Origin of the sequence: Pseudomonas sp. NBRC 111139, from assembly GCF_001753955.1 — a bacterium.
Lineage (GTDB): Bacteria > Pseudomonadota > Gammaproteobacteria > Pseudomonadales > Pseudomonadaceae > Aquipseudomonas > Aquipseudomonas alloputida.
This window is the reverse complement of the sequence record NZ_BCBP01000024.1, coordinates 1-11,590: the sequence shown is the minus strand read 5'-3', so window position 1 is coordinate 11,590 and position 11,590 is coordinate 1. Positions and strand designations below refer to the sequence as shown.

The window sequence follows — 11,590 nt, the reverse complement described above, 5'->3', positions numbered from 1 at the left end:
ACTGGCAGAAAACGCCGTTTAAGTGTGCTATTCCATAAAAAACCTGCACTTTTACGAAAAGCGTTCGATTAACGGACAGGCCAACCCCAGATGAAATCCACCCTCCCCGGCGTCCCGTTGTTCAAGCTGTATGGCGAAAATCAGGCCTGGCCCGGTACCGACCTGCTGCACTGCGAGTCGATCCCGGCACGCAGCCGCCTGCATCACTGGGAGATCAAGCCGCACCAGCATGCCGAGCTGTTCCAGCTGCTGTATGTACAGCGTGGCCAGGCCCAGGTGGAGATCGAGGGCGTGCGCAGTGCCATCGGCGAAGCGGCGATCCAGGTCGTGCCACCGATGACCGTGCATGGCTTTCGCTTCAGCGCCGATATCCAGGGCTATGTCCTGACCTTTGGTACTGCCCTTGTAGCGAACCTGGAACAGCGCTTGGGCGCGCCACTGACGGTGCTGGCACAGCCTGCGTGTTATCCGTTGGGCCATGACCGCGTGCACCTGCGCAGCCTGGTCGACACCTTGCAGCGGGAGTACCAAGGCAATGCCCCGGCACGCGCCGCGATGCTGGAAGCGTTGGTGACCGCGCTGATGGTGTGGATCAGCCGCCGTCAGCAGCAAGGGCAGGCACCGCGTAACCGTGATGAACGTGACCGCCTGTTGCTGGGGCAATACTTGCGCTTGGTCGAAGCGCATTACCGCGAGCATCTGTCGGTTGAAGACTTTGCCGCGCGGCTGAATATTCCGAGTTTGCAACTGAACCAGCTGTGCCGGGCACTGAGCGGCCAGACTGCATTGCAGGTGGTGCACCAGCGGTTGTTGCTGGAGGCGCGACGCAACCTTATTTACACGCGGATGAGCATTGGGCAGTTGTCGGATAGCCTGGGGTTTACCGACCCGACCTACTTCGCCCGGTGGTTCAAGCGCTTGAGTGGGCAAACGCCCAATGCGTATCGCAGATCAGGGTTGTCGGAATAATCCTTGGCGGCCTCTTCTTGACGTATACGTCAACCTGCCCTCAGGATATCCGCATACCCCACGCCGAGCCCGAGCATGAGCACTCAGACCTACAGCATCTCCGACCTGTCCCGCGAACTGGACATCACCACCCGCGCTATCCGCTTCTACGAAGAACAGGGCCTGCTCAGCCCTGAGCGTCGTGGCCTGGAACGCATCTACTCACCGCGCGACAAGGTCAGCCTGAAGCTCATCCTGCGCGGCAAGCGCATTGGCTTTTCCCTGGCCGAGTGCCGCGAGTTGATCGAACTGTACGACCCCACCAGCGGCAACCTCAAACAGCTCAACAGCATGCTGGCGAAGATTGCCGAGCGCCGCGCCCAGCTGGAGCAGCAGATGCTGGACATTCACCAGATGCAACTGGAACTGGACACCGCCCAGGAGCGCTGCGAACAAGCCCTGGCCGCCACCCTGAACAACAAAGACAACCGCTGAACGCCACAGGAAACCCGCCATGTCCTTGCCCAAACACGTCCGCCTGGTCGAAGTCGGCCCCCGCGACGGCCTGCAGAACGAAGCCCAGCCCATCAGCGTCGCCGACAAGGTACGCCTGGTCAACGACCTCACCGAAGCGGGCCTGGCCTATATAGAAGTGGGCAGTTTCGTGTCCCCCAAGTGGGTGCCACAGATGGCCGGCTCTGCCGAGGTATTCGCCGGCATCCAGCAGCGCCCCGGTGTGACGTATGCCGCACTGGCGCCGAACCTGCGCGGTTTCGAGGACGCCCTGGCTGCCGGGGTCAAGGAAGTAGCGGTGTTCGCTGCCGCCTCCGAAGCGTTCTCGCAACGCAACATCAATTGCTCGATCAGCGAAAGCCTCAAGCGCTTCGAACCCATCATGGACGCTGCGCGCAGCCACGGCGTGCGCGTGCGCGGGTATGTGTCATGTGTGCTTGGCTGCCCTTATGAGGGCAAGGTCAGCGCCGAGCAGGTGGCCCCGGTGGCCCGCGCCCTGCACGACATGGGCTGCTACGAGGTCTCGCTGGGTGACACCATTGGCACCGGCACCGCAGGCGACACCCGACGCCTGTTCGAGGTGGTGTCGGCCCAGGTACCGCGCGAGCAGTTGGCCGGACACTTCCATGACACTTACGGCCAGGCCTTGGCCAACGTCTATGCCAGCCTGCTCGAGGGCATCAGCGTATTCGACAGCTCGGTAGCCGGGCTGGGCGGCTGCCCTTACGCCAAGGGTGCTACCGGCAATATCGCCAGTGAAGACGTTGTGTACCTGCTGCAGGGGCTTGGCATTGAAACCGGCATCGACCTGGGCCGGCTGATAGCCGCCGGCCAGCGCATCAGCGGCGTGCTGGGCCGCGACAACGGGTCGCGGGTAGCACGGGCGTGCAGCGCACAATAGGTCACACCGGTGTCACATTGGTGTGGGTGAAGTGTTACCTCCCGCACATTTCACAGCAAAAAATCGGGTAACAGGGAAACAAATCGGCAGAATTTCAGGCTGAGCGATGTCGACCAAAATTCTTAAGTCATTGATTTTAAAGGGTTTTTAAAAGTTGGCACGCACCCTGCTATATCTCTGGTACAAGAACAAAAAAAACGCGATACCCAATAAAAACAACAGGTAACGGCTCTGACATAACAAGAACAACACGGCAGAGGCGTAGCAAGCAGATTTTTTTGGAGTCGACACGCTTTTCAGGGGTTCGCCCCGCGGTCTGGCACAGAACAATAAAACTACCTCAAGGTAGCGGCAGCCAGGTTCGGATCAGCAATGATGAAAGCAGGTCAGCGCTCAAAAAAATACGTTTGCTCTTGACCCCGCATGGGGGTCGCCCGCAACACCAGGACAAGCCGACAAAAACAACAAAAGGCCGGTCCCAATAATAAAAAAAGAGCAGGCAACAACGCTTTGAGGGGAGCTTCGGCTCCCCTCAGTGCTTCCTGCCCTCTTCCTCCTTCTGCTTCTCCTCATCTTGTCCTTCGACCTTCTCCACCAGCAACGGCATCGTGCCCAGTACCAGCAGGGCCAGTACCGTGCTGATCAGCGCCGTGGCTTCGCGCCCCATGCCAGCCGCCGTGCCAATGGCAGCCGTCATCCATAGCCCGGCAGCGGTCGTCAGGCCCTTCACATGGCTGGTGTCCTGGCCGTTACCCTTCAGAATGGTACCCGCACCGAGAAAACCGATACCGGCAACGATGCCCTGGATCACCCGACTGAGTGCCTGTTCATCGGCCCCCGCCATACTGGGCGCCAGCACGAACAGGGCGGCGCCCAGCGACACCAGCATGTGGGTACGCACCCCGGCAGACTTGCCCTTGTGTTCGCGCTCGAAGCCCAGTACTGCGCCGAGCACAGCAGCCATCAGCAAGCGCACAAGGATTTGCGTGACCTCGCGCTCATCGGTGACATCGGCGAATTCCGCCTGGATTGCTTGCCAGATGACGTCCATCGCAGTTGTGTCCCCTGCTTGAGCTTCATGAATCCGCCCGCCACGTCAGCAGGCCTGCCCTCTGCAAGGTTGACCGTCACACGTACTGCAAAGTGCCGCTCAGCTTGCTGATGCAGCAACTGGCCCCTGACCGCGGTCCACCCTGTAATCACCCCGGGAGGACCCCACCATGCCCATTGAAATCGACGAAACCACCCGCCGCTGCACACTGATCGGCGAAGGCCTGCGCATCGAGGGCGAAGGCCCGGATATCGAGATCATCACCGACGAACAGTTGCGTATGTCGGTGGCCATACTGGCCGGCCAACGCGTGCCCATTACCGAAACCGAGGCCGATGCACTGACCGTGGCGGGTGCGGTGGATAGCCGCAGGCATCTGAAGGCCAGCGCGCCAGGCTCGGTGATATGAGGCTTGGCGGGGCCATGCGGCAAATCTGATATGGTTTTTATCGTAAAATCTGAACCTGTGCTGATAACAGCTTCAGCGCCATAGTGCTCATGCCTGATCGAGGCCTGATGAGCACCGAACCATGAACGATAGAATCCCTTTTACAGAGATCGCCACCGCCCCAGCCAACATCCAAGCGCGACGCACCGACAGCGGCATCCAGACCCGCAGCTTTACCGGGCTTTACCGTAACCTGCGCATCGGCTTTGCCGGCGCCCTGTTCGTACTGTTCTTCGGCACGGCCTGGCTGAACTGGAACGGCCGCCAGGCCGTACTGTGGGACCTGGGAAACAGCAAGTTCCACATCTTCGGCGCCACCTTCTGGCCACAGGACTTCATCCTGCTGTCGGCGCTGCTGATCATCTGTGCCTTTGGCCTGTTCGCCATCACCGTCTACGCCGGGCGCGTCTGGTGCGGTTACAGTTGCCCACAAAGCACCTGGACCTGGCTATTCATGTGGTGCGAAAAGGTTACCGAGGGGGACCGCAACCAGCGCATCAAGCTGGCCGCGGCGCCCTGGAGCCTGAACAAACTGGCCCGTCGCACGCTCAAACACAGCCTGTGGTTGGCCATTGGCGTGCTCACGGGGCTGACCTTCGTCGGCTACTTCACCCCGATCCGGCCACTGGCCGCAGAATTGCTCACCTTGCAACTGGGCGGTGTGGCACTGTTCTGGGTGCTGTTCTTCACGGCCGCTACCTACATCAATGCCGGCCTGCTGCGTGAAGCGGTGTGCCTGCACATGTGCCCGTATGCGCGCTTCCAGAGCGTGATGTTCGACAAGGACACCCTGGCGGTCGCTTACGACCCGCGTCGTGGCGAGGCCCGCGGTCCGCGCAAGAAAGGCAGTGATGTCGGTGCCCAGGGACTGGGCGACTGCATCGATTGCACCCTGTGCGTGCAGGTGTGCCCCACCGGCATCGACATCCGTGATGGCTTGCAGATGGCTTGCATCGGCTGTGCCGCGTGCATCGACGCCTGTGATGGGGTAATGGACAAGATGGGTTACGCCCGCGGCCTGATTGGCTACAAGTCCGAGCACAGCCTGCAAGGCGGTACCACGCACTGGCTGCGCCCGCGCCTGTTGGGCTACGCTGCCGCACTGCTGGTCATGATCGGGGCACTGGTGGTGGCCCTGCAGATGCGCCCGATGGTATCGCTGGATGTGATCAAGGACCGCGGCCTGTTCCGTGAAAACGCCCAAGGCCAGATCGAGAACATTTACCTGCTCAAGGTCATCAACAAGACCGAACGTTCCCAGCACTATCAATTGCGCCTGCTGGACGCTGACGGTTTCACCCTGCAGGGCAATAGCGCACTGGTCATCCCTGCTGGCGAAATGAGCGAACTGCCGGTGTCGGTGGCAATGCTCGCCGAGCGCCCGACCAGCAGCTCGCAGACGCTGAGCTTTGAAATCAGCGAGCGAGACAACCCCGCTATCCGCAGCGTGGCGCACAGTCGCTTCGTCGCCCCCATGAACCGCTGATCCCTTACACTCACGCCACCTTGCCTGCCAGGCTTTGACAGAAGGCCAGAATGAAACGCTACGAACGCTTCGCCGATGACATTGCCGAACTGATCCGCTCCGGGGTGCTGGGCCCCGGCCAGCGCGTGCCGTCCGTACGCTACGCCAGCCAGACCCACGGGGTCAGCCCGTCTACCGTGTTCCAGGCCTATTACCTGCTGGAACGCCGCGGGCTGATCCGCGCCCGGCCGCGCTCCGGGTATTTCGTCAACGCCCACGTGCCGCGTCAGTTCTGCGAGCCGCAAGCGCTGCAGCCGGTGAGCGAGTCTACCGATGTCGACGTCAGCGCCTTGGTATTTTCGATCCTCGACTCGATCAAGGACCCCAACACCATTGCCTTCGGCTCAGCCTTTCCCAGCCCTGAGCTGTTCCCGCTGCAACGCCTGTCGCGCTCACTGGCCAGTGCCAGCCGCAGCATGGACCCGCGCATGGTGGTGACCGATCTGTCCCCCGGCAACCCGCAGCTGCGCCGGCAGATCGCCCTGCGCTACATGGTCGGTGGGCTGATGCTGCCGATGGAAGAGCTGCTGATCACCAACGGCGCACTGGAGGCCCTGAACCTGTGCCTGCAGGCCGTGACCCAGCCGGGCGACCTGGTCGCCATCGAGGCCCCGGCCTTCTATGCCTGCCTGCAGGTGCTGGAGCGGCTCAAGCTCAAGGCCGTGGAAATCCCCGTGCACCCGCGCGAGGGCATGGACCTGGGGGTGCTGGCGCAGACCCTGGAAAAGCACCCGGTAAAGGCCGTGTGGTGCATGACCAACTTCCAGAACCCGGTAGGTGCAAGCATGCCGGAGGCCAAGAAACAGGCCCTGGTGGAGTTGCTGGCGCGCCATCAGGTGCCGTTGATCGAAGACGACGTGTACGCCGAGCTGTACTACTCGCAACAGGCGCCCAAACCCGCCAAAGCCTTCGACACCCAAGGCCTGGTCATGCACTGCGGCTCGTTCGCCAAAAGCCTGGCACCGGGCTATCGCATTGGCTGGGTGGCCGCCGGGCGCTTTGCGCAGAAGATCGAGCGGTTGAAACTGATGACCTCCCTTTGTGCTTCCATGCCGGCCCAGGCGGCCATCGCCGACTACCTGCAACACGGCGGCTACGACCGCCACCTGCGCAAGCTGCGCTACGCGCTGGAGGGCCAGCAGGCCAACATGCTGGCAGCCATCGCCCGCCACTTCCCGGCGCAGACACGGGTCAGCCAGCCCTCCGGCGGCTACTTCCTGTGGCTGGAACTGCCCGAGCAGATGGACGCCCTCAAGCTGTTCCACATGGCCCTGGCCCAAGGCATCAGCATCGCCCCTGGGCCGATCTTTTCGCCCACCCGACGCTTTGGCAATTGCATCCGCCTGAACTACGGCAGCCCCTGGCATGACGGCGCCGAACAGGCCATGGAAACCCTCGGGCGGATCATTCGCTCGTTCTGATAGCGAGGAGCCCGAGGGGCAACTATAGTTGCTCGATCCGATCATCAGGCCTTCGTCATGCAGCCAGATACGCTTGCGTCCTTTGCACAATTGCAAGCGCGTGTCGCAGAACTGGAAGCACGCCTGGCAGAGCGCGAAGACAGCGTCCAGGCGCATGACAGGCTGCTTGGAGAACTGCTCGACAACAGCCCGGCCAACGTGTTTGCTGCCGACCGCAAGATGCGCCTGTTGGCCATCAACCGCACGGCGCGCGAAACCTTCGAGCGTTACCGAGGCTTCGTGCCGCAGATTGGCGACTACGTACCCCAGTTCCTGACCAGTCAACCCGACATCATGGGCCGCCTGGCCCCGATATGGCCGCGCATACTGGCAGGGGAAGCGTTCATCGACACCGTCACCTTCGGGCTGGACGACGCACCACGCCACTACGAAATTCGCTACCACCCGTGGCTCGATGCTCAGCAGCGAATTCAGGGCGGCTACCTGTTCGCCTATGACATCACGCAGCGCGTGACCGAACAGGAACGCCTGCAGCAGGCCGAAGAAGCACTGCGCCAGGCGCAGAAGATGGAGGCGGTCGGCCAGTTGACCGGCGGGATTGCCCATGACTTCAACAACCTGCTGGCCAGCATCCTTGGCGCGCTGGAACTGGCCGGGCAACGTCTGGTGCAGCAACGCCTGGCGGACACCGCGCAGTTGCTTGAACTCAGCCGGCACAATGCCCAACGCGCCGCAGCCTTGGTGCAGCGCTTGCTGGCATTCTCACGGCAGCAGACGCTGGTCCCGCAACGGGTCGATGTGCAGCAACTGGTGGCCGGCATGCACGACCTGATCAGCAGCTCCACCGGCCCCTATGTCGATTACCACGACCAGACACATGCCGGACTATGGCCCATCCGAATAGACGCACAGCAACTGGAAAACGCGCTGCTCAACCTGTGCATCAACGCCCGTGACGCCATGCCGCTTGGCGGCACCTTGAGCATCGGTTGCGCCAATGTCGAAGTGCAAGGCGCCGAAGCCAGACAGCGGGGCCTGGCCACTGGCCAGTTTCTGCGTATCCGCGTTGAAGACACCGGCATGGGCATGTCCAAAGCAGTGATGCAGCGCGCCCTAGAGCCCTTCTTCACCACCAAGCCGCTCGGCCAGGGCACTGGCCTTGGGCTGTCGATGGTCTACGGCTTTGTGCGGCAATCCGGTGGCCAGCTGGTCATCGATAGAACGCCTGGCCAGGGTACGGCCATCAACCTGTATCTCCCCTGCGATGAAAGCATCGCCGCCGCTTCACCCAACCCCCACGTCGAGGGGCCTGCGCCTGCGGCCTCGCTTCAGCAGCGCGCGTGCAGGGTTATGCTGGTGGAAGACGAGCCGGCCCTGCGCCTGGTCATGCTGGAGGTATTGATAGATCAGGGCCATGAAGTTCAGGCATTCGAAGATGGCCGGCAGGCATACAAGGCCTTGCGGGAAGCCCCTGCACCGGACTTGCTGATCACCGATGTCGGCCTGCCTGGGGGTATCGATGGCTACCAACTCGCGGACGCCTGTCGAAGTATTGCCCCCCATGCAGCGGTGCTGCTGATCACAGGCTATGACCTTGCGCACAGTACGGCAAAAGTGCGGCCCGACCGGCGCACCGAACTGCTGGCCAAGCCATTCGATCTTCAAGCACTTGCCCAGGCGCTTGAACGGCTGCTGGGGAGCACCGCCCAGTCACCCTGAGTGGCTATTCGCCTGCAGGTGAACACGTTAAAGTCAGGACTTTTCATTGGCCGGACGCAGGCATGCCTTCTCGTGATCTGAACTCACTGCGCCAACAAGTCGAAGACCTCCAGCGACAGAACACACTGCTGGAGCAACGGCTTGCAAGCCACCAGGCGCACGACCAGGACTTCTATCGCTCACTGTTCGACACCATGGACGAAGGCTTCTGCATCATCGAGTTCTTCGATGGCCCCCATGGCCCCCTGAGTGACTACGTGCACGTGCTGGCCAACGCAGCCTATGCCAAACACGCCGGCATCCCCAACGTGGTCGGGCAAAAACTGCGCGAGATGGTGCCCGATGAGGCGGATGACTGGGTGGCCCGCTATGGCGCGGTGCTTCGCACCGGCGAACCGCTGCACTTCGAGCAGGAACTGATTGCCACGGGCCACGTGCTGTCGGTGACCACTTTTCGCATAGAACCTGCCGAGAAACGCCAGGTAGCGGTACTGTTCAAGGATGTCACCGAACGCCGGCGTGCAGAGCAGGCCCTGCAGCGCCTGAACGAAGAGCTCGAACAACGGGTGAATGCCGCACTGGCGGAGCGACGCTTGTTTGCCGAGCTGGTCGATCACAGTGTGGTCAATGTGCATGTGATCGACAAGGACCTGCGCTGGCTGGCTGTCAATCGCCAGGCCAGGCATGACTTCCACCTGCTGTACGGGAGGACACCCGAAATCGGCGACTACCTGCCCGGGTTGTTCGAGGATGGCACCGCCGGCCAGACGCCTGTTCTGCCGATGTGGCAGCGCGCCCTGGCAGGCGAGCAGTTCATCGAGATCGGCACCTTCGGCAAGCCCCCCGCGCTGCGCCATTATGAGTTGCGCTTCAACGCCTTGCGCGACCCAGAAGGCGAGGTACATGGCGCGTTTCTGTTCGCCTATGACATCAGTGAGCGAGTACAGGAGCAGGAACGCTTGGCCAAGGCCGAAGCGGCGCTGCGCCAGGCACAGAAGATGGAAGCCGTAGGCCAGCTCAGTGGCGGCATAGCCCACGACTTCAACAACTTGCTGGGCGGCATCCTGGGCGCCCAGGAGCTGATGCGGCAACGCCTTGAGCAGTCACGCTTCGACGCCCTGGCGCCCTTGCTGGAGCTGTCCAGCAGCGCGGCGCAGCGGGCCTCTTCGCTGGTGCACCGGCTGCTGGCCTTCTCCCGCCAGCAGACCCTGCAACCCTGCTCCACGCAAGTGGCCACCTTGGTGGCCGGCATGGAAGACCTGCTGCGCCGCACCATCGGCCCGGCGATTACCTTGAGCAGCCGCTTTGCCAGCCAGCTGTGGCCGACCTTCATCGACCCTCCCCAACTGGAAAGCGCCTTGCTCAACTTATGCATCAACGCGCGCGATGCCATGCCTGCCGGTGGTGTGATCGAGATCATTGGCGACAACCTGCAGCTTGACGACGAGCAGGCCATGGCACTGGAACTGCCGGCCAGCGAGTTCGTGCGGCTGAGCATCGTCGACAACGGTAGCGGCATGTCGGCTGAAGTTGTCGAGCGCGCAGTCGAGCCGTTCTTCACCACCAAGCCGATGGGCCAGGGCACCGGCCTGGGTTTGTCCATGACCTATGGCTTCGTGCGCCAGTCGGGTGGGCAATTACGGGTGCTGTCGGTGCCTGGCGAGGGTACCCGCATCGAGCTGCTGTTACCCCGCCACCACGAGCAAGCCCAGGCGCCAATCAGCAAACCTCCGCGCGCGCTCTTGCAAAGAAGCAGCGAGACTGCAAAACGCATTCTGTTGGTTGAAGATCAGACGGCCTTGCGCCTGGTGATTGGCGAAGTGTTGGAAGAGCTGGGCTATCGGGTGGACGCCTTCGAGAACGGTCCGTCTGCCCTCACCCACCTGCAAAGCGGCGAACGGCCAGACTTGCTGCTGAGCGATGTCGGCCTGCCTGGCGGCCTGAATGGCCGCCAGGTAGCCGAACGCTGCCGTGAGCGCTACCCGGACCTCAAGGTGCTGTTGATCACCGGTTACGATGAGAGCGCGGCGCTCAGCGACGGCCAACCGCTGCAAGGTACGTTGGTGTTGACCAAGCCGTTCGAACTGGAAGCACTGGCAGAGCGGGTTCGCGAGCTGCTGGAACCTTGAGGGGCGCGCTCAGCGCCCGCCGCCCAGGTCGATGAAACTGCCGGTGGCATAGGAGGCTTTGTCCGAGAGCAACCAGAGGATGGCCTCGGCCACTTCCTCGGGATACCCTCCTCGGCCCATGGGCAAGCCAGGTTCAAGCTTGCTGACGCGATCCGGGTCGCCAGAAAGCGCATGGAAACCGGTATGGATATACCCCGGTCGTACGCCATTGACGCGCACGCCCTCGCCTGCCACTTCTTTGGCCAGGCCGATGGTGAAGGTGTCGAGCGCGCCCTTGGAGGCGGCATAGTCGACATATTCGTTGGGCGAACCCAGGCGTGCGGCGACCGATGATACGTTGACGATGGCCCCGCCTTGCCCGCCATGCCGGCGCGCCATGCGCAGCAGGGCGTGCTTGGCGCAGAGCATGGGGCCGACGACGTTGGTCTTCATGACGTTCAGCAGACGGAACTCGGACATGTCCTCGACCCTGCTCTGCTGGCCGATGGTGCCGGCGTTGTTGACCAGTGCGGTGATCGGGCCGAGCTCATCGTCGACGCGCAGGAACAGCTGGATGATTTCATCTTCGACGCTGACGTCGGCGCGCACCGCGATGGCCTCGGCGCCCAGGGCGCGGACCTGGCTGAGGATGGCTTCGGCGGCCTGGTCATCGGCGTGATAGTTGATGCAGATGCGGTAGCCCTGGCGGGCGGCCAGCAGCGCAGTGGCGGCGCCGATACCGCGGCTGCCGCCGGTGATGACAATGACGTTCTCCATGGGTTTGCCAATGGTTTGGGGAAGGGAGCATCGACAATAGGCGAAATGGCGCTGCGTTGGAATGACGAAGATCAGCACAGCCAACCCTCTGCTGTTGATGTGGCTGTTGATCTGGCTTTTGATGTGGCTTTTGATCTGGCTTTTGATCTTGATCTTGATCTTCGCGACTTCAGGAGGCT

The 11,590-nt window shown here is 62.2% G+C and carries 10 protein-coding genes; 8 read left to right on the top strand and 2 right to left on the bottom strand.

The features are described from left to right. Positions 1 to 90 precede the first annotated feature (90 nt). The 3 genes from BJQ17_RS08070 (at position 91) to BJQ17_RS08060 (ending at position 2,362) form a co-directional block, all read left to right on the top strand. Positions 91 to 969 (top strand): helix-turn-helix domain-containing protein, encoded by an 879-nt coding sequence (locus tag BJQ17_RS08070; protein ID WP_003247849.1) that lies wholly within the window; start codon positions 91 to 93, stop codon positions 967 to 969. A gap of 75 nt (positions 970 to 1,044) precedes the next feature. Continuing rightward, the gene (locus BJQ17_RS08065) at positions 1,045 to 1,443 is read left to right on the top strand and encodes a MerR family DNA-binding transcriptional regulator (protein ID WP_003247847.1); all 399 of its coding nucleotides are present in this window, start codon (positions 1,045 to 1,047) and stop codon (positions 1,441 to 1,443) included. 19 nt (positions 1,444 to 1,462) lie between these two features. Continuing rightward, positions 1,463 to 2,362, top strand: coding sequence for a hydroxymethylglutaryl-CoA lyase (locus BJQ17_RS08060; protein ID WP_003247838.1), 900 nt, complete (start codon positions 1,463 to 1,465; stop codon positions 2,360 to 2,362). Between the two features lie 532 nt (positions 2,363 to 2,894). Here BJQ17_RS08060 and BJQ17_RS08055 read toward each other — a convergent pair. Next, positions 2,895 to 3,413 (bottom strand): MgtC/SapB family protein, encoded by a 519-nt coding sequence (locus BJQ17_RS08055; protein WP_003247836.1) that lies wholly within the window; start codon positions 3,411 to 3,413, stop codon positions 2,895 to 2,897. A gap of 169 nt (positions 3,414 to 3,582) precedes the next feature. Here BJQ17_RS08055 and BJQ17_RS08050 point away from each other — a divergent pair, with 169 nt between their 5' ends. The 5 genes from BJQ17_RS08050 (at position 3,583) to BJQ17_RS08030 (ending at position 10,655) form a co-directional block, all read left to right on the top strand. Beyond that, positions 3,583 to 3,822, top strand: coding sequence for a DUF3203 family protein (locus tag BJQ17_RS08050; RefSeq protein ID WP_003247835.1), 240 nt, complete (start codon positions 3,583 to 3,585; stop codon positions 3,820 to 3,822). Positions 3,823 to 3,943: 121 nt separating this feature from the next. After that, a complete protein-coding gene (gene ccoG, locus BJQ17_RS08045) occupies positions 3,944 to 5,347 on the top strand; it encodes a cytochrome c oxidase accessory protein CcoG (RefSeq protein ID WP_070095863.1) in 1,404 nt (467 codons plus the stop codon). Between the two features lie 50 nt (positions 5,348 to 5,397). Next, positions 5,398 to 6,807, top strand: a complete 1,410-nt coding sequence (gene mapR / locus BJQ17_RS08040; RefSeq protein ID WP_054889555.1) for a GntR family transcriptional regulator MpaR — start codon at positions 5,398 to 5,400, stop codon at positions 6,805 to 6,807. Between the two features lie 57 nt (positions 6,808 to 6,864). After that, the gene (locus tag BJQ17_RS08035) at positions 6,865 to 8,526 is read left to right on the top strand and encodes a PAS domain-containing sensor histidine kinase (RefSeq protein WP_070095862.1); all 1,662 of its coding nucleotides are present in this window, start codon (positions 6,865 to 6,867) and stop codon (positions 8,524 to 8,526) included. Between the two features lie 62 nt (positions 8,527 to 8,588). Beyond that, positions 8,589 to 10,655: a PAS domain-containing protein gene (locus tag BJQ17_RS08030; protein ID WP_003247824.1), complete on the top strand. Its 2,067-nt coding sequence runs from the start codon at positions 8,589 to 8,591 to the stop codon at positions 10,653 to 10,655. A gap of 9 nt (positions 10,656 to 10,664) precedes the next feature. Here BJQ17_RS08030 and BJQ17_RS08025 read toward each other — a convergent pair whose 3' ends face one another. After that, the gene (locus BJQ17_RS08025; RefSeq protein ID WP_003247822.1) at positions 10,665 to 11,411 is read right to left on the bottom strand and encodes an SDR family oxidoreductase; all 747 of its coding nucleotides are present in this window, start codon (positions 11,409 to 11,411) and stop codon (positions 10,665 to 10,667) included. Between the last annotated feature and the right edge of the window lie 179 nt (positions 11,412 to 11,590).